General features: G+C 68.2%; 24 protein-coding genes and 2 tRNA genes. 21 read left to right on the plus strand and 5 right to left on the minus strand.

The features are described 5' to 3' along the window. The 4 genes from EDC50_RS01415 to EDC50_RS01430 all read left to right on the plus strand — a co-directional run bounded on the left by EDC50_RS01415 (position 1) and on the right by EDC50_RS01430 (position 3882). A complete protein-coding gene (locus EDC50_RS01415) occupies positions 1-2229 on the plus strand; it encodes a VapE domain-containing protein (RefSeq protein ID WP_123768693.1) in 2229 nt (742 codons plus the stop codon). Between the two features lie 511 nt (positions 2230-2740). Beyond that, complete coding sequence (locus EDC50_RS01420) at positions 2741-3241, plus strand: hypothetical protein (protein WP_123768694.1); 501 nt, start codon at positions 2741-2743, stop codon at positions 3239-3241. Continuing rightward, positions 3234-3479 (plus strand): hypothetical protein, encoded by a 246-nt coding sequence (locus tag EDC50_RS01425; protein ID WP_123768695.1) that lies wholly within the window; start codon positions 3234-3236, stop codon positions 3477-3479. The genes EDC50_RS01420 and EDC50_RS01425 overlap by 8 nt, the downstream gene beginning before the upstream one ends. 88 nt (positions 3480-3567) lie before the next feature. Beyond that, positions 3568-3882: a hypothetical protein gene (locus tag EDC50_RS01430; RefSeq protein WP_242002931.1), complete on the plus strand. Its 315-nt coding sequence runs from the start codon at positions 3568-3570 to the stop codon at positions 3880-3882. Positions 3883-3892: 10 nt separating this feature from the next. On the opposite strand, the gene EDC50_RS01435 is transcribed toward EDC50_RS01430, so the two are convergent. Then, positions 3893-4102 carry an ECs_2282 family putative zinc-binding protein gene (locus EDC50_RS01435; protein ID WP_123768697.1) on the minus strand — a complete coding sequence of 70 codons (210 nt, stop codon included), beginning with the start codon at positions 4100-4102 and terminating at the stop codon, positions 3893-3895. A 317-nt stretch (positions 4103-4419) separates the two neighbouring features. Here EDC50_RS01435 and EDC50_RS01440 point away from each other — a divergent pair, with 317 nt between their 5' ends. The 3 genes from EDC50_RS01440 (at position 4420) to EDC50_RS01450 (ending at position 6535) form a co-directional block, all read left to right on the plus strand. Next, entirely contained in the window at positions 4420-5145 is a 726-nt protein-coding gene (locus EDC50_RS01440) for a hypothetical protein (RefSeq protein WP_123768698.1), read from the plus strand. Beyond that, positions 5138-5419, plus strand: a complete 282-nt coding sequence (locus EDC50_RS01445) for a hypothetical protein (protein WP_242002930.1) — start codon at positions 5138-5140, stop codon at positions 5417-5419. The genes EDC50_RS01440 and EDC50_RS01445 overlap by 8 nt, the downstream gene beginning before the upstream one ends. Positions 5420-5632: 213 nt before the next feature. Next, positions 5633-6535, plus strand: coding sequence for an LAPAL motif-containing putative phage structural protein (locus tag EDC50_RS01450; protein WP_123768699.1), 903 nt, complete (start codon positions 5633-5635; stop codon positions 6533-6535). Positions 6536-6637: 102 nt separating this feature from the next. Here the strand turns inward: EDC50_RS01450 and EDC50_RS01455 are convergent, their stop codons facing one another. Continuing rightward, entirely contained in the window at positions 6638-8068 is a 1431-nt protein-coding gene (locus tag EDC50_RS01455) for a toll/interleukin-1 receptor domain-containing protein (protein WP_123768700.1), read from the minus strand. Between the two features lie 177 nt (positions 8069-8245). On the opposite strand from EDC50_RS01455, the gene EDC50_RS01460 reads away from it, so the two are divergent. Next, on the plus strand, positions 8246-8761 hold the full coding sequence (locus EDC50_RS01460; protein ID WP_123768701.1) for a hypothetical protein: 516 nt from the start codon (positions 8246-8248) through the stop codon (positions 8759-8761). Between the two features lie 88 nt (positions 8762-8849). On the opposite strand, the gene EDC50_RS01465 is transcribed toward EDC50_RS01460, so the two are convergent. Further along, positions 8850-9359, minus strand: a complete 510-nt coding sequence (locus EDC50_RS01465) for a hypothetical protein (protein WP_123768702.1) — start codon at positions 9357-9359, stop codon at positions 8850-8852. A 93-nt stretch (positions 9360-9452) separates the two neighbouring features. Here EDC50_RS01465 and EDC50_RS01470 point away from each other — a divergent pair, with 93 nt between their 5' ends. Next, positions 9453-9740 carry a helix-turn-helix domain-containing protein gene (locus EDC50_RS01470; RefSeq protein WP_123768703.1) on the plus strand — a complete coding sequence of 96 codons (288 nt, stop codon included), beginning with the start codon at positions 9453-9455 and terminating at the stop codon, positions 9738-9740. Between the two features lie 83 nt (positions 9741-9823). Here the strand turns inward: EDC50_RS01470 and EDC50_RS01475 are convergent. Both EDC50_RS01475 and EDC50_RS01480 read right to left on the minus strand, forming a co-directional pair. Continuing rightward, positions 9824-9900: transfer RNA gene (locus tag EDC50_RS01475), tRNA-Asn, on the minus strand. Between the two features lie 272 nt (positions 9901-10172). Further along, on the minus strand, positions 10173-10709 hold the full coding sequence (locus EDC50_RS01480; RefSeq protein ID WP_158635649.1) for a GspH/FimT family pseudopilin: 537 nt from the start codon (positions 10707-10709) through the stop codon (positions 10173-10175). Positions 10710-10890: 181 nt separating this feature from the next. Here EDC50_RS01480 and uvrB point away from each other — a divergent pair, with 181 nt between their 5' ends. The 12 genes from uvrB (at position 10891) to EDC50_RS01540 (ending at position 23991) form a co-directional block, all read left to right on the plus strand. Next, positions 10891-12930 carry an excinuclease ABC subunit UvrB gene (gene uvrB, locus EDC50_RS01485; protein ID WP_123768705.1) on the plus strand — a complete coding sequence of 680 codons (2040 nt, stop codon included), beginning with the start codon at positions 10891-10893 and terminating at the stop codon, positions 12928-12930. Positions 12931-13124: 194 nt separating this feature from the next. Beyond that, positions 13125-13199: transfer RNA gene (locus EDC50_RS01490), tRNA-Val, on the plus strand. Between the two features lie 682 nt (positions 13200-13881). Further along, positions 13882-14928, plus strand: coding sequence for a UDP-glucuronic acid decarboxylase family protein (locus EDC50_RS01495; RefSeq protein WP_123768706.1), 1047 nt, complete (start codon positions 13882-13884; stop codon positions 14926-14928). Further along, positions 14915-16090 carry an NAD-dependent epimerase/dehydratase family protein gene (locus EDC50_RS01500; RefSeq protein ID WP_242002929.1) on the plus strand — a complete coding sequence of 392 codons (1176 nt, stop codon included), beginning with the start codon at positions 14915-14917 and terminating at the stop codon, positions 16088-16090. Before EDC50_RS01495 ends, EDC50_RS01500 begins: the two co-directional genes overlap by 14 nt. Next, positions 16087-17211: an SDR family NAD(P)-dependent oxidoreductase gene (locus EDC50_RS01505; RefSeq protein WP_123768707.1), complete on the plus strand. Its 1125-nt coding sequence runs from the start codon at positions 16087-16089 to the stop codon at positions 17209-17211. The genes EDC50_RS01500 and EDC50_RS01505 overlap by 4 nt, the downstream gene beginning before the upstream one ends. After that, positions 17208-18170, plus strand: coding sequence for an MDR/zinc-dependent alcohol dehydrogenase-like family protein (locus tag EDC50_RS01510; RefSeq protein ID WP_123768708.1), 963 nt, complete (start codon positions 17208-17210; stop codon positions 18168-18170). The genes EDC50_RS01505 and EDC50_RS01510 overlap by 4 nt, the downstream gene beginning before the upstream one ends. Continuing rightward, the gene (locus EDC50_RS01515) at positions 18167-19195 is read left to right on the plus strand and encodes a Gfo/Idh/MocA family protein (RefSeq protein WP_123768709.1); all 1029 of its coding nucleotides are present in this window, start codon (positions 18167-18169) and stop codon (positions 19193-19195) included. Before EDC50_RS01510 ends, EDC50_RS01515 begins: the two co-directional genes overlap by 4 nt. Then, positions 19185-20318, plus strand: a complete 1134-nt coding sequence (locus tag EDC50_RS01520) for a glycosyltransferase family 4 protein (protein ID WP_123768710.1) — start codon at positions 19185-19187, stop codon at positions 20316-20318. Before EDC50_RS01515 ends, EDC50_RS01520 begins: the two co-directional genes overlap by 11 nt. After that, positions 20315-21436 (plus strand): CgeB family protein, encoded by a 1122-nt coding sequence (locus tag EDC50_RS01525; protein ID WP_123768711.1) that lies wholly within the window; start codon positions 20315-20317, stop codon positions 21434-21436. Before EDC50_RS01520 ends, EDC50_RS01525 begins: the two co-directional genes overlap by 4 nt. After that, on the plus strand, positions 21429-22520 hold the full coding sequence (locus tag EDC50_RS01530) for a CgeB family protein (RefSeq protein ID WP_123768712.1): 1092 nt from the start codon (positions 21429-21431) through the stop codon (positions 22518-22520). The genes EDC50_RS01525 and EDC50_RS01530 overlap by 8 nt, the downstream gene beginning before the upstream one ends. After that, positions 22520-23674 (plus strand): CgeB family protein, encoded by a 1155-nt coding sequence (locus EDC50_RS01535; RefSeq protein WP_199742044.1) that lies wholly within the window; start codon positions 22520-22522, stop codon positions 23672-23674. Before EDC50_RS01530 ends, EDC50_RS01535 begins: the two co-directional genes overlap by 1 nt. A 32-nt stretch (positions 23675-23706) precedes the next feature. After that, positions 23707-23991 (plus strand): hypothetical protein, encoded by a 285-nt coding sequence (locus EDC50_RS01540; RefSeq protein ID WP_123768713.1) that lies wholly within the window; start codon positions 23707-23709, stop codon positions 23989-23991. Positions 23992-24011: the final 20 nt, after the last annotated feature.

Consider the following 24011-nt stretch of genomic DNA (forward strand, 5'->3'; position numbering starts at 1 on the left):
ATGGACATGGAAGAAAACGCCCGCGGGCAAGGCGGGCGCAAGGGTATGACTGACCAAGAGGCGGAGCTGTCCAGGGCTCACGGGAACAATGATGCCGCCGATTCACTCGCACTGAAGCCACTGTTCGCGCCCATGCGGGCCTACGTCGAGGCAGGGCATTGCCTCATCCTCCTGCATCGCGGCGACAAGCGGCCGATTTCAACGGGCTGGACGCGCACCCAGACCGACCCCGCCGAAGTATTGGCGCACGCGGAACGCGAAGGGCTGAACGTGGGCGTCCGCCTGCGCCCAATTGACCTCGTCATCGATGCCGACCCGCGCAACTACCCTGCAGGTCGCGATAGCCTGGCCGAACTGGCCAGCGACATTGGCCTGGACTTGGATGCGTGCCCGCACGTCATCACTGGCGGGGGTGGCCACCACTATCACCTGCGCAAGCCTGCAGACATGCCCATCCTTGGCACGTTGGCAAAGTATCCAGGTGTCGAGTTCAAAACTGCAGGCCAGCAGGTGGTCGCGGCAGGTTCCGTGCACCCCAATGGTAAGCGCTATGAGTCCGAGTTCTTCCTGGTCGGCCTAGATGAAACGCCGCAGGCGCCAGATTCGCTCTTGGAGCTGATCCGCAGGCCCGAACTGCAGCAGGGGGCGGATGCAGAACTGTGGGGCGAACTCACCCCAGAGATGCTTGCCTCTACCCTTGAATATCTCGACCCAGGCAACTTCCGCGAACACGACGAATGGCTCAGCCTGATGATGGCATGTCATCACGCCACTGCTGGTGAGGGGCGCGAGCAGTTCATCGACTGGAGTACCGACGACCCCGAGTACGCGGACCATCGCCACATCATCGGGCGCCGCTGGGATTCACTGCATTCGGCAGGGCGCGCAGGAAAGCCGATCACCGTGAAGTATCTGCACAAGGTGGTGCAGGCCGCAGGTGGGACCGTGCCCCATTCAGCCCCAGAAGAGGACTTCGACATTGTGCCGTTCGAGGGCGAGCAGTTGCCTGCGATGAGGCGCACTGACGCCGGCAAGATCGTCAGCAACTTCCCGAACTGCCTGAAGCTGATGCGCCATATCCGCGACCAGCTTGGCTTGGCATATGACGAGTTTGGCGGGTCAACGCATCTCACGGCACCGGAGTTGCCATGGACAGTGGACGTGGGCCGCAGACTGGACGATGACGTGGTGCGTCGCATCCGACAGTATTTCGTCGAGGCTACTGACGCAAACTGGACCAAGGACGACGTCCTGGAGGCAGCGCTCACCATTGCTCGCGAGAACACCGTGCATCCAGTCCGCGACTACCTGGATGGCTTGACCTGGGATGGCGTGCCCCGCATCGACAAGCTGCTGGTGACGTATGCAGGCGCGATGGACAATGCCTATGTTCGCGCCATCGGTGCCAAGACCATGATTGCTGGCGTGAGGCGCGTTCGACAGCCTGGTTGCAAGTTCGACAATGTCATCGTTCTGGAAGGAAGCCAGGGCAGTGGCAAGAGCTCTTTCGTCAAGCTGTTGTCGCCGCACGTCGAGTGGTTCTCGGACTCACCCATCGGCAACACAGAGTCAAAGGATGCACCCCTGTCATTGCAGGGACGCTGGATCATCGAACTGGGGGAGATGTCCGTCCTGTCCAAGTCAGGCGTCGAGGCACTCAAGGCGTTCGTGTCGAGCAGTATCGACCATGTCCGTCGCCCGTATGGTCGCATGCATGAAGAACTGCGGCGTCAGTGCATCTTCATCGGCACCACCAACCAAGCAACGTACCTGAAGGACCAGACAGGCAACAGGCGCTTCTGGCCCGTGAAGGTCGGCGTTATCGACCTGGATGCCTTGGTAGCTGATCGCGACCAGCTCTGGGCAGAAGCTGCTACCAGGGAGGCAGAGGGCGAATCGCTATTCCTGCCGCAGGAACTGTGGGAAATGGCAGCCGTCGAGCAGGAGGGACGCGTTGCCGAAGACCCGTGGGCTGACATCTTGCGCGCCTATGTTGATCGCAAGGTCGTCTGGACTGACGATGAAAACTACAAGGAAGTCCAGCCGATGGATCGCGTGCACACCAGCATGCTCCTGAGCGAAGCGCTACAGATTCGCCCAGGTGATCAGCGTCCTGAGCACACGCAGCGCCTGAAGATCGTCATGGAGAAGCACTTGGGCTGGGAGCACAAGAACAACGTGCGCGTTGGACATGAAGGAAAGCAGGGACGCGGCTACGTGAGGCCATGACGTGAGGCTGGGTGCTGCCCTGGCTGCTGACCCCCAGTAGCCATGGGCAGCGCCCGAAAGCCTTGTGCTGCAAGACTCGTTGCTCTGTTGCTCTTGTTGCTCTTGTTTAATTAAGACCTGAAAACACAAAAGCCCTGGCCAGATTCAGGATCAAGGTCCAGATAGCTCTGGCAGTTAAAGCAAATCGAGCGCAGCAGCAGCAACGAAGCAACAAGCCTGGCAGCACAAGGCTTTCGGGCCATCAGATGCGGCAGCAAGGGAGTGCACCAGGCATCGGAAAGGCGAGTGCCTGGCCGAATGTGGCAGGCGTGACACCAATTCAGGGAATGCGTCGAATTGTCGTCCAACTGCGCGCCAGACCTCTCCCTCGCGCGCGTGGACTCTGACCATCTAATCGGGGTTCGGGTGGCCCATGCATCCCAAGCGATTGATCGGCTTGCATAAGTGCTGGCGTGCCTCGCGCGCATGACACGGCACGATCAAGCTCAACACCACCTTTCGGAAGTTGGCCATGGCCACGAAGAAGTTCACCCCCGAGGTGCAGGAGGTCTTTCTCCAGATTCTGGAGGACACAGCTTCGCCGAAACAGGCGGCTCAGGTGTGCGGCATCTCCAGGCGCCTCGCGTTCGAGTACAAGCAGAACGACCTGGATTTCAGGCGTCGCTGGGAACAGTCCATCCAGATCGCGATGGACGCCCTTCTGGAAGAAGCATATCGGCGCGCTGTTGTCGGCGTGGATGAGCCAGTCATCTACCAAGGCCAGGTCTCAACAGAACGCGACCCACACACAGGCGAACAGCGCGCGCTCACAGTGAAGAAGCACAGTGATCGTCTGCTGGAAGTGATGCTCAAGTTCCACTACGGCGACGAGATGGCCGAACGCCTGCGCGTCAAAGTTGAAGACACGGGCCTGTCAGCAGATGGGCTGCTGCGGATGCCTGCCACTGAGCGTGCGCAGCTTGTCGCCCTGCTGGGTAAGTACAACGCTAACAAGGAGCAAGACGATGAGTGAGAACCTAAGCGTGGCCGAGGTGGTGCAGTGCGCGGCCCAGATCGACGCCATGCTGGACGCGATTAACGACACCTCGCCCGATGCGGTCCAGGCGATTGGCGGGCGCGACGCCCTGGCCCGCCGCAGCGAGATGACCTGCCTCGGGCCGGTGCCTCGCCTTGACCAGGGCGAGTGGGAGCGCATGTCGCTGGAGTACGAGGCGCGGCGCGAGCATGGCAGCGTCAACCGGGGGCACTAACGGGCAGCCGGTCGCCGTCGAGGTGGGCGGGGTGCGGTACCCCTCCGCGAGGTCGGCCGCGGCAGCCGTGGGGATCGGGTACAGCGCCGTGACGGCGCGATGCCACGACCCCAGGAACCCGAACTACCGATGGCTCGGCGCCACGCCGGGCAGGCGCGAGCTGAGGCCCGAGGACAGGCGCATCGCCAGGGCACTGGTCGAGCCAGCCCGCTGGCCCTGCGACGGCGGCAGACGGCGCGCCGAGGTGCTGGACCTCAACGAGGGGCCACCCAAGGTGGTGCGCCGTATCGGCTGGCTCCGCCGCATGTGCTGCGCCCGCTTCACCTTCTCCGACGACGTGGTGCGCGTGCGCATGTGCGAGGAGTGCGGCGGCCTGGGCAGCGCGCCAGCCAAGGACGCCTAGCCTGGACTCCTTACTTGAACCCCGCCTTGCGGAGCATGTCCTTGAGCTGCTTCTCAACGGCGATCTTGGCCTGCGAGGTCGCCTGCCGCATCACGTTGCCATAAGTGCCGCTCGCTCCGCACCTGGAGCACTTGATGGTGTCCGATGCCTTCGGGTTCTTGGGCATCTCGAACTTGTCACTTCCACAAGAGCATTTGACGCCGATTTGAGTGGTGCTCATTGCAGGGTCCTGTGTAGGGTCGGCAACGGAATGTTGCAGGTGCAGTGAAGCGCGACACCGTCGCAAATCCTGCGACGACTTCAGCCCTCTGACATTCCATCAGTGGGCGGCGCGACGCCAAACCCATGAATCACAAGCCGCAGTGACGGCGGCAGCTTCGAGGGAAACACGTCCGGGAAACGATGGCGTTCGCGCCCAACGCTCCGCGACACATTGAACGCATCCGGTCAGCGCATTGGCGCGCAGACCACCCCACGGCTGGGGATGCGCTCGTGACAGGCGACCGGAGGACCACAACCCACCGGAGCACACGAGCAATGAAGATCGAACTCAGCGGCACCCCCCTCCTCAGCACCCAGCAGATCGGCGAGCTCGCCTCGACCTTGGACCTGCTGCACAAGCGCACCCTCGCCGCGATCGAGCGGCTGAACAAGGACATCGCGACCCGCAAGCAGCAGATCGCCGCGCGCTGGAAGAGCGCCCCCGGCATCGGCATGGCCGACGTGGCGCGCTTCGCCGAGCACGAGGCGCTCGCCAGCGTCCGCGAGATCAAGGACAACTCCAAGGCCGAGCTGGACAAGATCATGAAGGAGGCCGGCGCGCCGCACGCGCAGCTGGTCGCCCAGCGCCAGTTCTACGACTCCCCGGCCAAGGTCCTGGCCCGCGCCGCCTTGGGTGACCCCAGGCGCACCGAGTACCTCCAGCAGCTCCAGCACGCCGGCCCCGCCGAGCTCGGCCACATGGCCCAGGTCGCCGTCGGCACGCGCAACGTCGCCCTGGCCTCCGCCGTGCTGTCCCTGATCGACCGCCTGCCCACCAAGGACCGCCCCGTCGGCCCGGTGGAGCTGGCGACGGCGATGAAGCAGGACGACTTCCTCAAGGTGCAGGAGTACATCAAGCTGGGCGACGCGCGCCTCCAGGGCATCCTGGTCGCGATCCGCGCCTGGCACGCCGGCAGGTCGAACCCGCTCGGCTCGGTGCAGCTCGCCATGCGCGAGCGGGAGATCGACCACGACCTGATCGGGGGCGACGGCGATGACTGACCGACGCGCCCACTACCCACCGTGCCACCCGGCGATGCTGGCACTCGCCGCCCTGGTCGCGGCGATCCAGCACGGGTGCGACCCGTTCCCCGAGCTCGAGGCCGCCGCCGCCCGCAACGGCGTGGCCGTCGGCTCCGAGGAGTTCGACGAGGCCGCGGCCCTGGCCGGGCAGCCCTACTGTCGCGCGCTGGACCTGTACGTGGACCGCGAGACCAAGCGCAGGGCGGACGCCCTGGGGCCGGGGATGGCGCACCTGGCCTTCCTCCCTGCCTGACCCGAGCAAACCCGGCCGGGTTGGTTAGGTGCGCAGAGGGCAACGGGTGGCCCGGCCGTGTTTCGGAGGGGATGTCGTCACGGCATCCCTTTTTTTTCTCATGCGCTTGTGGACCGCCGCGCGCCGACGGGCGATCGGTGGCTGAATGGCCGCAGCCGTGCAAAAATCCCAAAGGGGTTTCAGTCGCAACGACTGACACGAAGGGGGTGCAGGATGCAGATCGTCGAGCAATACGAGGAGCCCGGCGTGGGCATCCTACTGAAGTACAAAGGGCCGTCCGTAGATGATGGTTCAATGGACGTGTACGCTGCCGCTGCAAACATGGTGGCGTTCTCTGACTACGTTGTCGCTGCCACCAGGCAATTGTATGGCGACGTAGAGGTAAAGGCCGAAGTCAAAGCCTTTCAGCATGGTTCGTTCGAGACCGACCTGATATTCCACGTTGTCGGTCTGGGCGCTACCGTACTCACGACCACTCCCGATGTGCGAAGCGTACTGACAGCAGTGAAGGAGTCGGTAAATCTCTTCAAGTTCTTGAAGGGCCAGCCTCCGCAGAAGGTTGAGCACACCGACCAAAGCAACAACGTCACCGTGACCAACGTCAACGGGAACGTCATCATCGTGCAGACTGAATCATTGAATCTAACGATGGATGAGAAGGCGGGAAAGGCCGCCGCGCAGTTCGTCGGGCAAGCTCTATCCAAGCCGGGCGTTGACAAGATTGAGATTCAGTCGGAGGGGCAGCAGATTGCAGTTGCTACCCAAGAAGAGGCGCCATTCTTCCATGCGATCGTGGATGAAACGCCCGTCGTGGAGCAGACCATCCAGATGGGACTCACGATCCAGGAGCCGAGTTTCAAAGATGGTAGCGGCCACAAGTGGACGATGTGGGACGGCGAGGCATCGCTTCAGTATGCGATGGAAGACGAGACGTTCATTGCCCGCATCGACAATGGCGAAGCCTTCCGCAAGGGGGATGTGCTCATCTGCGACGTCCGGTTCACGCAGACGCGGGCTGGCTCCAAGCTCAAGATTCAGCGCACCATTATCAAAGTTCATGACCACAGGGACGGCTACGAACAGGTGGAGTTCGACCTCGGGAATCGTGACGAATAGTGCCGACGTTGCCGTGCCGTGTTTGTAGAAGGGCCCGCAATAAGCGGGCCTTTCCAATTCATCCTCTTAGGCGTAAGCGCCTACTGATTCAATGCAGGAGAGTCAGGGCGTGCTGGCGAGCTTGTCGATGCCTGTAAGCACACCCGGAGCAATCCGCTCGAACTGCCATTTAGGAAGCTCCTGCTGATCAGTCTGAAGTTCTTTCACATGTGCTTTCAGGTCTTCAGCGGAAACGCCGCCGAGGATCTTGCTTACCTCACGATAATAGGAGGCCGAGCGAGACCTGGCGAAGATTTCCATCGGGCCGTAGGAACGAGTAGCGTAAACAAGCGTCTCAGGCCACCAGCGAACATAGTAGTCATCATTGAGGGTGGCCCTGAGGTAGAGCACGAAGTCCGCCTGCAGTAGCCACTTGAAGTCGAACCCCGAGGAGTCTGCTCTTTGCTTCAGCAGGTCGGCGCGACTTGATAGCCGGCCCAGTTTTTTGTCCCGCCCTTGGAATGACTCCATGTATTCACGGAACTCGGAAAAAGTGGCGGTCGCATCCCTTCCGCGATTCGCGTTCGAACTCACGTAATAGGGTGTCGCCAACAGCCTGTCGGAAAACGCAAATCTCTCATAGCGGATAAGTATCGCGATCGCGTACAGGTAGAGCTCATGGACGATGAACTTGAAGTTGTCGAAGTCCCACGAATGTTGAGAGCTCATGTTCTCGGGACGATCAAGGTACGGCAGTAGCTGCTCGAAGAACCGATGCAGCTTCTTCTGCATGTCGTCGTTCGCGGCGTACTGCGCAATCGCGAGCATCACCTGGACGAACTCGTTCTTGTATGGAGTGAACTCATCGATGCTGTCGGCGACCTGCTCATCCGCCTCCTTCGAGTTATCGAGGGTGATCCTGAATCGCTCCATGTTCTCGGCAAAGGTCGTCAGGTACTCATCCACAGCGCCTTCAACGAAGGGCCTTCCGTTCTTCAGGGCATCCAACGCGCGCCGAAAAGATACGGAGGTTCCAAGAGACTTCGCCGGCTCCTCGTCCAGAAAGGTGGGCGGCTTCCCTACTTCCGGCTTGACGTGCAGGGGTTTGTCAAAGACCCATCGGACAAGTCGCTCGAACTCGGATGCGTAGTTCTCGGGCGAGCTAAGGTCGATGTAAATACGGCCCTTGTAATAGGTCGGCAGGTAGGGCTTCCCTTCCTCGTCACGCTCGGGAAGAACTGCCACAAACTTATTCTGATCCTGCTTCTCGTAGACCTCCCTTGAGATGATCTGCGTTTCTGTACCGACGCCGCTGACACGCCCATCGGCCTTCTCTGCGTACTTCCTGTCGGAGATAACAGCGACCTTCGCAATGGTCGGATCGGTGACCATCTTCTCCATGAAGGCAATTGAATCGTGTCCTTCCTTTAGCTCCCATTTGTCCAGAATTACGTCGATTCCGGATTCCATGAGCCTCGTGGCGAGGTCAACAACCCAAAGTTCATGCTCTTGGGAAGACCAGCTATATGAGATGAAAAGACGCGGTGCTGTCACTAAGTATCCCCTTGATTGCAGAGGGTCACGAGGACCCGCCAATGCCCTTTGTGCCAATGCAGAAGATTACCTGTTTGACGTCTCACTTTCTGAGAAAAATGGTCCTGCGAGGGGGCTCCCGGATCGAGGGAACCGCGACCTAATGCCTATGTGCCCACCAACACGTAGGAGAACACCATGAAGCTGGAAGAGATGCCCACCAAGGAACTCTTGGCCCTGTACAACCGCGTCGCCGACAAGCCGGCGGGCCCCAAGACCTTCGCGACGCGCGCGAAGCTCGTCGCACGGATCGAGCAGGTCGCGGCCGACAAGAACATCGACCTGGCCTCGCTCGGTCAGCCCAGGAGGCCCAAGGCGACCATGCAGCGCGCAGAGCCGAAGGCCGAGGCCACCGAAGCGCCGGATGCGACCGAGAAGAAGCCGCGCGGCCTCGGTGTCGGCGCGCTCGCCCGCGCGATCCTGATGGACCCAGCGGGCTTCCCGCACGCGCTGGTGGCCGACATGGTCAACGCGCAGATCGAGGGCGCGGCGGCGACGGCCAAGTCGGTACGCTGGTATGCCAACGACATGCGCAAGAAGGGCGTCGAGGTGCCGCCCCGTCAGAAGCACCACCCGGCCGACATGGACGAGGAGCAGTCGGCCGAGGCGCTTTCCACCGTTCGGGTGGTCGAGCCAGCGCCGTCCGACGGCTGACGCCTATCTACTGTCGTGCACGAGAAAGGGGCACCTTGGGTGCCCCTTCTTTTTAGTACCTTGTGCACCATCGCACCCCACCTGTGGATTAGCCCTGATCCACTGAGGCTAGGAAGCGCTTGAGCGCGTGGTACGCCTTGCTGTCGGTCTGCCCGTCGATGACGGCGTCCTCGACGTATCCCCCGGTGGTCTGCACCCTCAACCACGTCCGCTGCGAGGCGGCGATCTTGCGGATGAGGTCGAGCGGCACGAGGAACCCCTTGCGAGACTCCTGTGTCGCTGCGCCGAACTCATTGAAGTTGGTGAAGGGCTGCATGGTCGAGAGGTCGTAGGTCTGCCCGTCGATATTGAGCGATGCGCCAGAAATGCCCTTGATATCGTTGAAGAGATAGACGACCAGGACCGACTCGGTCGGATTCTTGGAGGTCCACTGCGCACCTAGGCCAGTGCAGCGCATCGACTTGCAAGCATTGCCGTGACCGTTGATGGTCACGACCCTTGCGCCGTCGAATCCGCTGCGGGTGACGCTGGCACCGCTGCCCGCCGTGGTTGAGCACCCGGTGAGCATGGCGAAGAACAGGAAGGCCAGAAGTCTCATGTATGTCCCCTTGATGTTGTCGGCTTGGAATAGTCTATTTTGGACTAATCCAACACGGACTCTAGCGTGCGGTGAACTTCATGTCACCGCGCGATGGCCCAATCGACCCACAACCGCGATTACCAACTCCTACTGGCCGTCCTGAAGGCGGCCCGTAAGCGGGTGGGCGTGACGCAGATCAAGCTGGCCGAGCGCTTGGGCAACACGCAGACCTTCGTGTCCAAGTGCGAGCGAGGGGAGCGGCGCATCGACGCCGTTGAGCTGGTGGAGTTTGCCGAGGCCATGGGCGTCGCCCCGCAGGAACTGCTGGGCGAGTACCTGGAGCAGCGTGGACGTGCGACGTCGCCGAAGACGCGGAAGGGATCCAAGCAGCGCGGGTGACGCTTCTGTGTTGCTTTCGTGTTTTCAGCAACCCACAAAAGACAAAGGCCGCGACGATGCGCGGCCTAAGTCCTTGATTTTCTTGGCGCCCGAAGTTGGACTCGAACCAACGACCCCCTGATTAACAGTCAAGTGCTCTAACCGGCTGAGCTATTCGGGCGGGGAAGGGAATTGTAAGGCCTCGGTCGCCGGGGTCAAGCCTCGGCGCGGCGACGCGACGGCGCGTCCTGGCCGCGTGAGCGGCGAAGCTGGTGCCCCTGCGACACCCGGGCGCGGGCGCGGAGGATGCGTCCCCGCCGCGGCGGCGCGGAAGCGTTCACGCAGGCCGGCGGTCCGGGCGGGCCCGGCCTCGAGTGGGAGCGCACGGCGTGCGCTCGCAGGGCAGGACGCCGGCGGCGCGGCCGGCGACCCCATGGCGCCCGTAGCGCGGGATCACGGGACATAGCGGCAGGGTTGCGTCGCGGCATGGCGCTCGGAGCGGGTCCGCCCTGCGCCGTTGACGGCGACGCGGCCGATCTCGGTACCGTCCTCGCGGCTGCAGATCCACAGGCTGAGATTGCTGCCGTGGCTGAAGCCCGTGGGTTGGTAGCGGATCCAGTGGCGGCCCGCGGTGCTGCGCAAGGCCAGGCCGCGATCGTCGAGGCTGCCCCGCTGCAGGATGCGGTCCGGCGCGGCCGGCTGCGCGGCGCGGGCCGGGTCGAGGAAGGCGATCCAGCCGTCCTCCCAGATCAGGTCCTTGCGGCAGCGTTCGCCGTCGCGGCTGGGGCAGACCGTTACCGGCATGCCATGGCTGACCGCCGCCAGGCGCGCGCCTGCGAGCGAGGCGGTGAGGGCATGGTAGGCGGCGCCGATCCGCGCTTGCCGGCGCAGATGGGCGAAACTCGGCACGGCCAGCGACAGAAGCACGGCCAGGACCGCCAGGGCGGTCAGCAGTTCGATCAGGGTGACGCCGGCATTGCGCTCGTTCATGCGGGCGATTCCGTTCGCGGGAGGTCGTCGCCAGGCGGTCTCGTTCGGCCGGCCTTCAGGATCGGGCGGTCGGGGCGAGCGCGGGATCGGCGCGCCGCCGATCCGGGGGTAGGAAAACTCCGCCTTCGCCCCCATCCAGACAGGCCCGCTACACTGCAGGTTTCCCTTCCAGGCCGCGCCGATGAACGACAGCCACCATCCCGCCGGCTTCCAGCTGGTAGCGCCGTACTCGCCGGCCGGCGACCAGCCGGGCGCGATCGAAAAGCTGGTCGAAGGTTTCGAGAGCGGCCTGGCGGCGCAGACCCTGCTCGGCGTGACCGGCTCGGGCAAGACCTACACCATCGCCAACGTGGTCCAGGCGGTGCAGAAGCCGACCCTGGTCATGGCGCACAACAAGACCCTGGCCGCGCAGCTGTACGGCGAGTTCAAGGCCTTCTTCCCGCACAACGCGGTCGAGTACTTCGTCAGCTACTACGACTACTACCAGCCGGAAGCCTACGTCCCCTCGAGCGACACCTACATCGAGAAGGACAGCTCGGTGAACGAGCACATCGAGCAGATGCGACTGTCGGCGACCAAGGCGCTGCTGGAGCGGCGCGACGCGCTGATCGTATGCACGGTCTCGGCGATCTACGGCCTGGGCGATCCGGGCGAATACTTCAAAATGGTGCTGCACCTGGTCCGCGGCGAGCGGATCGACCAGCGCGAGCTGATCCGCCGCCTGACCGAGATGCAGTACACCCGCAACGACACCGAGCTGCGCCGCGCCACCTACCGCGTGCGCGGCGAAGTGATCGACGTGCATCCCGCCGAGAGCGATGCCGAGGCGCTGCGGGTGGAGCTGTTCGACGGCGAGATCGAGAACCTGACCCTGTTCGACCCGCTCACCGGCGAGACGCTGCGCCGGGTGCCGCGCTACACCATCTACCCGGGCTCGCACTACGTCACCACCCGTCGCACGGTGCTGGACGCGATCGAGACGATCAAGGCCGAGCTGCGCGAACGGCTGGAGCAGTTGTACGCGCAGAACAAGCTGGTCGAGGCGCAGCGCCTGGCGCAGCGCACCCAGTTCGACCTGGAGATGCTGGCCGAAGTCGGCTACTGCAACGGCATCGAGAACTACAGCCGCCACCTGACCGGGCACATGCCCGGCGAGCCGCCGCCGTGCCTGTTCGACTACCTGCCGCCGGACGCGCTGCTGGTGGTCGACGAGTCGCACGTGACCATCCCGCAGATCGGCGCCATGTACAAGGGCGACCGTTCGCGCAAGGAGACGCTGGTGGAGTTCGGCTTCCGCCTGCCGTCGGCGCTGGACAACCGGCCGCTGCGCTTCGAGGAATGGGAGGCCCGCTCGCCGCGCGCCATCTACGTGTCGGCCACGCCGGGCCCGTACGAACTGCGCAAGTCCGGCGACCAGGTCGTCGAGCTGGTGGTGCGGCCGACCGGCCTGGTCGATCCGGAGGTCGAGGTGCGCCCGGTGGCGACCCAGGTCGACGACGTGCTAGGCGAGATCCGCGAGCGCGTGGCGATGGGCGATCGGGTCCTGATCACCACCCTGACCAAGCGCATGGCCGAGAACCTGACCGAGTACCTGGGCGAGCACGGCGTCAAGGTGCGCTACCTGCACTCGGACGTGGACACGGTCGAGCGCGTGGAGATCATCCGCGACCTGCGCCTGGGCAAGTTCGACGTGCTGGTGGGCATCAACCTGCTGCGCGAAGGCCTGGACATGCCGGAGGTGTCGCTGGTGGCGATCCTCGACGCGGACAAGGAAGGCTTCCTGCGTTCGGCGGGCTCGCTGATCCAGACCATCGGCCGCGCCGCGCGCAACGTGCGCGGCAAGGCCATCCTGTACGCCGACACCATCACCAAGTCGATGCGCGCGGCGATCGACGAGACCGACCGGCGCCGGCAGAGGCAGGTCGAATACAACCGCGAGCACGGCATCACCCCGCGCTCGGTGGCCAAGGCGGTCGTCGACATCATGGAAGGCGCGCGCGCGGAGCCGGGCGAGGTCGCGCGCGGCCGCGGCAAGGCGCGCAAGGCGGCCGAGCCGGCTGCCGAGTACGCCGCGCTCGGCCCGGCCCAGCTGGCGGCCAGGATCAAGGAACTGGAACAGCGCATGTACCAGCATGCGCGCGACCTGGAGTTCGAGCAGGCGGCGGCGGTGCGCGACGAGCTGCAGCGGCTCAAGGAACGCAGCTTCGCCGGCCTGGTCTAGGGCGGGCGCGCCGAGGCGCCGAGGGCCGGCGCGGGAGGCGGCATGCCTCCCCGTCCGGCCGTGCCCAAGGGCGGCCTATTGCCCGGATCGCCCCGCCCGGGCTACACTGCGCGCCCCTTGCTGGAGCGCCCGCGGCACCCCGTCGGCCCTGGGAAGGGCGACAGGACGGCCGCGACGGGCCGGCTCCGGATTACGGGCGGTTAGCTCAGCGGTAGAGCACTACCTTGACATGGTAGGGGTCACAGGTTCGAACCCTGTACCGCCCACCACCTAGTGGTCGAGAACGGCGCGCCTCCGGACGCGCCGTTTTTCGTTTCCATGGCCATCGGCCGCGCCGCGATGTGCGTCGTTCGGCGTCCCTGCGCTCGAGCTCAACGGTACGCAGTGGCGGTAGCCATCTCGTCGTCTTGGGGCGTGTCGGGCCGCCGGTGCCGCTCGGCCGGCCAGAGCCCGTCCTTCGGTGCTCGCCCGCCGCGCGGTCCGTGAGCGAAGAGCGCGCGCCTTCGAATGCCGCGAAGGCAGCAAGCGACGACGTCGCAACCGGCGCGGTGGCCGCTCTCGGCGCCGCCGCTGCTGGCGGTTTACCGGCTGTCGCCCCTGGCGAAAGCGGCCGCGCAGGCTGTTCGGTCCCGGATCTCTCGACGTGCCCGCAGCGTGGACGCGCCGTGGGGCCGCAGGCATCGGCGCGTCGTCGCGATGCATCGTCACGGCGCATCGACATCGCGCATCCCGTCCCGGCCGCGAGCCGCAAGTCTTTCCGGGCGCTGCAAACGTTGCAAAGCATGAGGCGGCGGAAGACGCCTGCAATTGCTGCTTTCCGCGGCGAAAACCCGCGGCGCGCACGGCGTTGCGCGCGGGCCAGATTCATTGGCATCGAACTTGCTGCCGCAAGGGTACAAACCTCCTTGCGGCCGTTCGTCGCGGCCGCTCCCTCCACAGGAAAGGCGCGATATGGACGGGACACTCAACGGCAACAAGAAAAGAAAAATCGCTCGGCGCGTGCTGGTTTCCGGCGGCGCCGGATTCCTCGGCGCTCACCTGTGCGCGCGGCTGGTCGAGGACGGCTGCCACGTCGTCGCGCTGGACAATCTCGCGACCGGCAGCATCGACAACCTGACGCCGCTGCTCGGCCATCCCCACTTCCGCTTCGTTCGCCACGACATCGTCGATCCGCTCGACGCGCGTGCCGGGTTGCAGGCCGAGCGCATCTTCAACCTGGCCTGCTGCGCATCGCCGGCGCAGTACCAGATCGATCCGGTCAAGACCCTGCGCACCTGCGTGGACGGCGCGCTCAACATGCTCAAGCTGGCGCAGGCCTGCGGCGCGCGCATCTTCCAGGCCTCGACCAGCGAGGTCTACGGCGAGCCGGAGCAGCATCCGCAGAAGGAAGGCTACCGCGGCGCGGTCAGCACGGTCGGTCCGCGCGCCTGCTACGACGAGGGCAAGCGCTGCGCCGAGACCCTGTTCTTCGACTACCACCGCCTTCACAGCACCGACATCAAGGTCGCGCGCATCTTCAACACCTACGGGCCGATGATGCAGCTCGACGACGGCCGCGTGGTGTCGAACCTGATCGTGCAGGCGCTGAGGAACGAACCGATGACGATCCACGGCGACGGCAGCCAGACCCGCTCGTTCTGCTACGTCGACGACCTGATCGAGGGCATCGTGCGCCTGATGGACGCGCCGGCCGAGTTCACCGGCCCGGTCAACCTGGGCAATCCGACCGAAGTGACGGTGCTGGAGCTCGCGCGCCGGATCATCGACATTACCGGCTCGCGTTCGCGCCTGGTGCATCGGCCGATGCCGACGGACGATCCGACGCGGCGCTGCCCGGACATCGCGCTGGCGCGGCGCGCGCTCGACTGGGAGCCCCGGGTTTCCCTCGACGAGGGCTTGCGCCGGACGGTGGCATGGTTCGAACGCCGCCTGATGAGCGGCACCCTGATGAGCGGCGCGCCGGTGCGCGAACTGGAGGTCGGTCGTGGAGCGGCATAACGGAAACGGCAATGGCCACGGCAATGGCCATGGCCTGGGGCGCGGCGCCGGCCGGCGCGTGCTGATCACCGGCGGCGCCGGTTTCGTCGGCTCGCACCTGGCCGACGAACTGCTCGCGCACGGCTACCGGGTGCGCGCGCTGGACAACCTGTCCGAGCAGGTGCACGGCCCGGACATCGCCCGGCCGGCCTACCTGAGCGAGGACGTCGAGCTGATGCGCGGCGACGTGCGCGACGCGGCGGCGGTGAAGCGCGCGCTGCAGGGCGTCGACGCGGTGTTCCACTTCGCCGCCGCGGTCGGCGTCGGCCAAAGCATGTACGAGATCGAGCGCTACACCGACGTCAACAACCGCGGTACCGCGGTGCTGCTGGAGGCGTTGACCGCCGCTCCGGTGGAGCGGCTGGTGGTCGCCTCGAGCATGAGCGTCTACGGCGAAGGCCTGTATTGCGACCCGGACGGGAACCCGGTCAGCCCGCCGCCGCGCTCGCCGGAGCAGCTCGGCCGCGGCGACTGGGAGCTGTACTCGCACGGCCGCCGCCTGCGGCCGATGCCGACCCCGGAGGCCAAGCCGGTCGTGCCGTCGTCGGTGTACGCGTTGTCCAAGCTCGACCAGGAGCTGATGTGCCTCATGGTCGGCCAGGCCTACGGTATCCCGACCACCGCGCTGCGCTTCTTCAACATCTACGGGCCGCGCCAGGCGCTGTCCAACCCGTACACCGGCGTGCTGGCGATCTTCGCTGCCCGCTACCTCAACCGGCGCCCGCCGCTGGTGTTCGAGGACGGGCGCCAGCGCCGCGACTTCGTCAGCGTGCACGACGTGGCGCGCGCCTGCCGGTTGGCGCTGGAGACGCCGCAGGCGGCCGGCCAGGCCTTCAACGTCGGCAGCGGCCGTTCGATCAGCGTGCTCGAGGTCGCCGAGCAGATGGCGCAGGCGCTCGGGATCGAGGACCTGCCGCCGGAGATCACCGGCAAGTACCGCGCCGGCGACATCCGCCACTGCTACGCCGACATTTCGCTCGCCCAGCAGGTGCTCGGCTACCGTCCGCAGGTCACGCTGAGCGACGGGCTCGAGGAGCTGGTGGACTGGATCGTCGGCCAGAACGCCTACGATCGCGTCGAGGCCGCGGCCCAGGAGCTGGCACGGCGAGGGCTGCAGCGATGAGCGCCGGCGCACGCAGGCGCGTCGCGCCCCTGGCGCCGGCCGGGGAGGGCACGGCGCTGATCACCGGCGGTGCCGGCTTCGTCGGCACCAACCTGGCCGCCCGGCTGCTGAGCGAGGGGCGGCGCGTGCTGGTCTACGACAACCTGTCGCGGCCCGGCGTCGAGGAAAACCTGCGCTGGCTGCGCGCCCAGCACGGCGAGCGGCTGCAGGTCGCGATCGCCGACGTGCGCGACGCCCAGGCGCTGCGCGAGGCGGCGGCCGAGGCGACGCAGGTGTTCCATCTCGCCGCTCAGGTCGCGGTGACCTCGAGCCTGGACGATCCGGAGCACGACTTCGAAGTCAACCTGCGCGGCACCTTCAACCTGATCGAAGCGGTGCGGCGCTCGCGGCGCGCGCCGTCGCTGCTGTTCACCTCGACCAACAAGGTGTACGGCGCGCTGGCCGACATCGCGCTGGAGGCCACGGCGACCCGCTACCAGCCGCGCGATCCCGCGCTGCGCGAGCGCGGTGTCGGCGAGTCGCGGCCGCTGGACTTCCACAGCCCCTACGGCTGCTCCAAGGGCGGCGCGGACCAGTACGTGCTCGACTACGCGCGCAGCTACGGCGTGCGCGCGGCGGTATTCCGCATGAGCTGCATCTACGGCCCGCACCAGTTCGGCACCGAGGACCAGGGCTGGGTCGCGCATTTCCTGATCCGCGCGCTCGAGCAGCGGCCGATCACGCTGTACGGCGATGGCCTGCAGGTGCGCGACATCCTCTACGTCGACGACCTGGTCGAGGCGATGCTGCGCTGCCAGCGGCGCATGCCGGACTTGGCCGGCCGCGCGTTCAACATCGGCGGCGGCCCGGGCAACACGGTCAGCCTGGTCGAACTGCTGCAGCGCATCGCCGCGTTGACCGGGCGCATGCCGGACGTCGAGCGCGCCGGCTGGCGCACCGGCGACCAGCGCTACTACGTGTCCGACACCCGTGCCTTCGCCGAAGCCGCCGGTTGGGCGCCGCAGGTCGCCGCGGCGGACGGCATCGCCCGCCTCTACCGGTGGCTGCGCGCGCACCGCTCGCGGGAGGCGGCGCCGGCGCCGCGGCAGGTCGCGGAAGCAACGCGGAGCCACGTCGCATGAGTGCGATGCGCGCGGCAGTGTTCTGCGGCGATGGCCGCATCGAGGTGCAACGCCGGCCGCGCCCCCGGCCGGCCGCGGGGCAAGTCGGCGTGCGCCTGCACGGCAGCGGCGTGTGCGCGTCCAACCTGCCGGTGTGGGCGGGCAAGCCGTGGTTCCGGTATCCGCTCGCGCCCGGGGCGCCGGGCCACGAGGGCTGGGGCGAGATCGCCGAAGTCGGCGACGGCGTCGGGCAATGGCGCGTCGGCGACCGGGTCGCGCTGCTGTCGGGCCATGCCTACGCCGAATACGACGTCGCCGACGGCGACGCGCTGGTGCTGCTGCCGCCGTCGCTCGGCGAGCGGCCGCTGCCCGGCGAACCGCTGGCCTGCGCGATGAACATCTTCCGCCGCAGCGACATCCGCGCGGGGCAGAAGGTGGCGATCGTCGGCGTCGGCTTCATCGGCGCGCTGCTGATCCAGCTGATCCGCGATGCCGGCGCCGAAGCGGTGGCGCTGTCGCGGCGCCCGTTCGCGCTGGAAGTGGCGCGGCGGTGCGGCGCCAGCGAGGCGATCGCCACCGGGGACATGCACGCCGCCGTTGGCCAGGCGCGCGAGATCAGCGGCGGCACCGGCTACGCGCGGGTGATCGAGGCGGCCGGCGAGCAGGCCACGCTGGACATCGCCAGCGCGATCAGCGCCGAGGGCGGGCGGCTGGTCATCGCCGGCTACCACCAGGACGGCCCGCGCCAGGTCGACATGCAGCAGTGGAACTGGCGCGGCCTCGACGTGATCAACGCCCACGAACGCGACCCGCAGGTGGCGCTGGATGGCCTGCGCGAGGCGATCGCCGCGGTGGCCGGGGGGCGGCTCGACCCGTTCCCGCTGCTGACCCACGACTACCCGCTGGAGCGCCTGGCGGATGCGTTCGCGGCGATGCAGCAGCGACCCGACGGCTTCCTGAAGGCGACGGTGCGGCCATGAGCGCGCAATTGAAAGCGGCGCCGCCGCGACCGAGGGCCGCGCGTCCGCGGTTGGGTTTCCTGGGGGTCGGCTGGATCGGCGGCCAGCGCATGCGCGTGCTGGCCGAGAGCGGCCTGGCCGAGGTGGTCGCGATCGCCGATGCGCACCGCGACAACGCACTGGCGGCGCGCGCCTGCGTGCCGCAGGCGGAGCTCGCGGCGGGCCTCGACGCGCTGCTCGCGCGCGACGACCTCGACGGGCTGGTCATCGCCACGCCGAGCGGCGCCCACGCCGGGCAGGCGATCGCCGCCCTCGAGCGCGGCCTGGCGGTGTTCTGCCAGAAGCCGCTGGCGCGCACCGCCGCCGAGGCGGCCCAGGTGGTGGCGGCGGCGCGGCGCGCCGACCGCCTGCTCGAGGTCGATTTCAGCTACCGCCACGTCGCCGGCGTGGCCGGGTTGCGCGAACTGGTGCGCGGCGGCGCGCTCGGCGAGCTGTACGCGGTGGACCTCACGTTCCACAACGCCTACGGGCCCGACAAGCCGTGGTTCTACGACCTGGCCCAGTCCGGCGGCGGTTGCGTGATGGACCTGGGCATCCATCTGATCGACCTCGCGGCCTGGGCCACGGGGGAGGAGGCCGCCGAGGCGCCGAGCGCGCAGCTGTACGCGCAGGGCGCTCCGCTGCCGCGGCCGATCGACCGGGTCGAAGACTATGCCTGCGCGCAGTGGCGCCTGCGGGGCGGCGCCAGCGTGCGCATGGCCTGTTCGTGGCGCCTGCCGGCCGGATGCGACGCGGTCATCGAGGCGGCGTTCTACGGCACCCGCGGCGGCGCCGCGCTGCGCAACGTCGGCGGCTCGTTCTACGACTTCACCGTCGATCGCTTCGACGGCACCCGGCGCGAGCGCCTGGCCGGGCCGCCGGACGCCTGGGGCGGCCGCGCGCTGGTGGCGTGGGCCCGGCGGCTGGGCGAAGGCGCGCGGTTCGATCCCGCCGCCGACGCACTGGTCGGGACCGCCCGCCTGGTGGACGCGATCTATGGGCGCTGAGCGCTACCGGGTGCTGATGACCGCCGACACGGTCGGCGGCGTGTGGGACTACGCGCTGGAGCTGGCGCGCGCGCTGGGCGCGCGAGGCGACGAGGTCGCGCTGGCGACGATGGGCGGCGAGCCCAGCCGCGCCCAGCGCCGCGACGCCGACGCGATCCCCGGCCTGCAGCTGTACCCCGGCCGCTACCGGCTGATGTGGATGGAGAACCCGTGGGACGACGTCGAGGCGGCGGGCGATTGGCTGCTCGACCTCGCCGAGCGCCTGCGTCCCGACGTGGTCCACCTCAACGACTACGCGCATGGCGACCTGCCGTGGCCGGCGCCGGTGCTCGTCGTCGGGCACTCCTGCGTGCTGTCGTGGTGGCGCGCGGTGCATCGCGGGGACGCGCCGGCGGACTGGGCGCGCTACCGCGAACGCGTCGCGCGCGGCCTGCGCGGCGCCGGCCTGGTGGCGGCGCCGACCCGCGCCATGTTGGCGGCCCTGGAGCGCCACTACGGCGCATTGCCGCGGGCGCGGGTCGTCGCCAACGGCCGCCGCATCGCCGCGTCGCCCGTCGCCGCGCGCGCGCCGCTGATCCTCGCCGCCGGTCGGCTGTGGGACCGGGGCAAGAACCTCGCCGCGCTGGCCGCGGTCGCGCCGCAGCTGGCGTGGCCGGTGTGCGTGGCCGGTGAGGACCGCCATCCCGACGGCGGGCGCGCCGAGCTGCGCGGCGTGCGCCTGCTCGGCCGGCTGCCGTCGACGGACCTGCACGCGTGGATGGCGTCGGCGTCCATCTACGCGCTGCCCGCCCGCTACGAACCGTTCGGCCTGTCGGCGCTGGAGGCGGCGCAAGCCGGATGCGCGTTGGTGCTGGGCGACATCCCCAGCCTGCGCGAAGTCTGGGGCGAGGCAGCGTCGTACGTCGCCCCGGACGACACCGGCGCGCTGCGCCGCGCGCTGCAGCGGCTGATCGACGACCCGCCGCTGCTGGCCCGGCACGCCGCGCGCGCGCGGCAATGCGCCGCGCGCTACACGCCCGAGGCGATGGCCGGTGCTTACCGCCGCTGCTACGCCGAGCTGGTCGCCGGCGCGCGGCCGCGGCCGCCGGTCTCCGCCGCGCTGTCCCTGGGAGCCGCGCCATGAAGTTCGTGCTGTTCTATCACTCGCTGGTTTCGGACTGGAACCACGGCAACGCCCATTTCCTGCGCGGCGTGGCCGCCGAGCTGCTCGCGCGCGGCCACGAAGTCGAGGTGTACGAGCCCGCGCAGGGGTGGAGCCTGGGCCAACTGCGCCAGGCCTACGGCGAGGCGCCGGTGGAGGAGTTCGGCCGGCGTTTCCCGAAGCTGCGCAGCCGTTTCTACGACCCGGCGACGCTGGACCTGGACGAGGCGCTCGACGGCGCTGACGTGGCGCTGGTGCACGAATGGAGCGAGCCGGACCTGGTCGCGCGCGTCGGCCGGCATGCGCCGCGCGGCTGCCGCCTGCTGTTCCACGACACCCACCACCGCTCGGCCACCGCGCCGCAGGAAATGGCGCGCTACGACCTGAGCCGCTACCACGGCGTGCTCGCGTTCGGCGAAGCGATCCGCCGCCGCTACCTCGAACAGGGCTGGTGCGCGCGCGCCTGGACCTGGCACGAGGCGGCCGATACGCGCGTGTTCCGCCCGCTGCCGCCGGCGCCGCGGCGCGGCGACCTGGTGTGGATCGGCAACTGGGGCGACGACGAGCGCACCCGGGAGCTGAGCGAGTTCCTGCTCGACCCGGTGCGGCGGCTCGGCCTGTCCGCGCGCGTGCACGGCGTGCGCTATCCGGAGGCGGCGCGTGCGCGCCTGGCCGGGGCCGGCATCGAATACCGCGACTGGCTGCCGAACTGGCGCGTGCCGGAGACCTTCGCCCAGTTCCGCGTTACCGTGCACGTGCCGCGGCGGCCGTACGTGCAGGCGCTGCCCGGCATCCCGACCATCCGCGTGTTCGAGGCGCTGGCCTGCGGTATCCCGCTGGTCTGCGCGCCGTGGCCGGACGAGGAGGGGCTGTTCGCGCCCGGCCGCGACTACCTGGTCGCCGAAGATGGCGCGGCGATGCAGCGCCACCTGCGCGACCTGCTGCACGACCGCGCCCGCGCCGCCGAGCAGGCCGCGCACGGCCTGCGCACGATCCGCGCCCGCCACACCTGCGCGCACCGCGTCGACCAGCTGCTGGCCATCCTGGCCGAGCTCGGCGCGCGCCCCGCAACCCCCGTGAGGAGCCTGAGCCATGCCTGAGTCCCTGCGCATCGCGTTCTTCGGGTCGAGCCTGCTGTCCGCGTACTGGAACGGCGCGGCGACCTACTACCGCGGCTTGATCCGCGCGCTGCACCGGCGCGGCCACCGCATCACGTTCTACGAGCCGGACGCGTTCGACCGGCAGAGCCATCGCGACCTGGATCCGCCGGATTGGGCCGAGGTCGTGGTCTATCCCGGCGAGGACGAGAGCGGCGCGCTGCGCGCGCTGGAGCAGGCGCGCGGCGCCGACGTCGTGGTCAAGGCCAGCGGCGTGGGCGTGTTCGATGCGCTGCTGGAGCGCGAGGTGCTGCAGCTGCGCTCGCCGCGCACCACGGTGGTGTTCTGGGACGTGGACGCGCCGGCGACGCTGGAGCGGGTCGCCGCCGACCGCGCCGACCCGTTCCGCAAGCTGATCCCCGGTTACGACCTGGTCCTGACCTACGGCGGCGGCCCGCGCGTGGTCGACGCCTATCGCGGCCTGGGCGCGCGCGACTGCGTGCCGGTGTACAACGCGCTCGACCCGGATACCCACTATCCGGTGGCCGCGGACCCGCGCTTCGCCGCGGACCTGGGCTTCCTCGGCAACCGCCTGCCGGATCGCGAGGCGCGGGTGGGCCGCTATTTCTTCGACGCCGCGCGCCGCGCGCCGACGCAGCGCTTCCTGCTCGGCGGCGCCGGCTGGGAGGACCCGCTGCCGGCGAACGTGGCCCGGCTCGGCCACGTCTCCACCCGCGACCACAACGCGTTCAACTGCAGCGTGCGCATGGTGCTCAACGTCAACCGCGACAGCATGGCGCGGTTCGGCTGGTCGCCGCCGACGCGGGTGTTCGAGGCGGCCGGCGCCGGCGCCTGCCTGATCGTCGACGCCTGGGCCGGGATCGAGGCCTTCCTCGAACCGGGCAAGGAAGTGCTGGTCGCCGACGACGGCGCGCAGGTCGCCGAGTACCTGGGCCTGATCGACGCCGCGCTGGCGCGCAGGATCGGCGAGCGCGCGCGCCGGCGCCTGCTGGCCGAGCACACCTACGACCATCGCGCGGCCCAGGTCGAGGACCTGCTGCTGGCGCGCGAAAAGGCGGTGGCCTGATGAGCGCGCCTCTCGACATCGTCGTCCTCGGGCTGTCCCTGCGCTCGTCCTGGGGCAACGGCCATGCCACGACCTACCGCGCCCTGATCGAGGCGCTGGGCGAGCGCGGCCATCGCGTGCTGTTCCTGGAACGCGACATGCCGTGGTACGCGCAGAACCAGGACGCGCCCGACAGCCTGCCCGGCCGCCTGGAGGTGTACGCGAGCCTCGACGAGCTCGACGACCGCCATGCCGACGCGGTCGCGCAGGCCGACCTGGTGATCGTCGGCTCGTACGTGCCGGACGGCATCGCCGTCGGCGAGTGGGCCCAGTCGGTCGCGCGCGGCGTGGTCGCGTTCTACGACATCGACACCCCGGTGACGCTGGCGCGGCTGGCGCGCGAGGACTGCGAATACCTGCATCCGCGGCTGATCCCCGGCTACGCGCTGTACCTGTCGTTCACCGGCGGGCCTACGCTGCAGAAGCTGGAGCGCGAGTACCGGGCGCCGCTGGCCCGGCCGCTGTACTGCTCGGCCGACCCGCGCCGCTACGGCCCCTCGCCGGAGAACGTCCGCTTCGACCTCGGCTACATGGGCACCTACAGCGACGACCGCCAGCCGGGCCTGGAGCGCCTGCTGTTCGAGCCGGCGCGCGCGTGGAGCGCGGGGTATTTCGTCGTCGCCGGCCCGCAGTACCCGGCCGGGGTGCGTTGGCCGCCCAACGTGCACCGCATCGAGCACCTCGCGCCCGACAAGCATCGCCGCTTCTACAACGAGCAGCGCTTCACCCTCAACCTGACCCGCGCCGACATGGTCGCCGCCGGCTGGTCGCCGAGCGTGCGCCTGTTCGAGGCCGCGGCTTGCGCCACGCCGATCATCTCGGACGCCTGGCCCGGCCTGGAGGCGTTCTTCGTGCCGGGGCAGGAGATCCTGATCGCCCGCTCCGGCAGCGACGTGGTGCGCTGGATCCGCGACATGCCGGAGGCGCGCCGGCGCCGGATCGGCGAGGCCGCGCGGCACCGGGTGCTCAACGAACACACCGCCGCCCACCGCGCGCAGGCGCTGGAGCGGTACTTCGCCGAAGCCGCCGCGCAGCGGCGCCGAACGCGCGTCCCCGCGCGCGCGGGCCGCGACCGCGGCGAGGCCGGTGCGGCGCCGGTGGCGTCCGGCGCCTGAGCGCCGAGACCTCACGCCCAAGGAGACCTGCCATGGCAGCCAGACACGAAGCCAAGATCACCACCGACCACGACGAGATCCGCCGCTGGGCCGAGGAGCGCAACGGCCGCCCGGCGACCGTGCGCGACACCGGCGAGGCCGGCGAGGCCGGCGTGCTGCGGATCCTGTTCCGCGACGACGAATCGCTCGAGCCGATCGGCTGGGACGAATTCTTCGAGAAGTTCGAGGAGGAGAAGCTCGCCTTCCTGTACCAGGAAGAGACCCGCGAAGGCCAGACCAGCCGCTTCTTCAAGCTGGTCGAGCGCGACCGCGAGTAGGGCTGCGCCATGGCGGTCGC

It is taken from the genome of Vulcaniibacterium tengchongense (genome assembly GCF_003814555.1).
GTDB lineage: Bacteria > Pseudomonadota > Gammaproteobacteria > Xanthomonadales > Xanthomonadaceae > Vulcaniibacterium > Vulcaniibacterium tengchongense.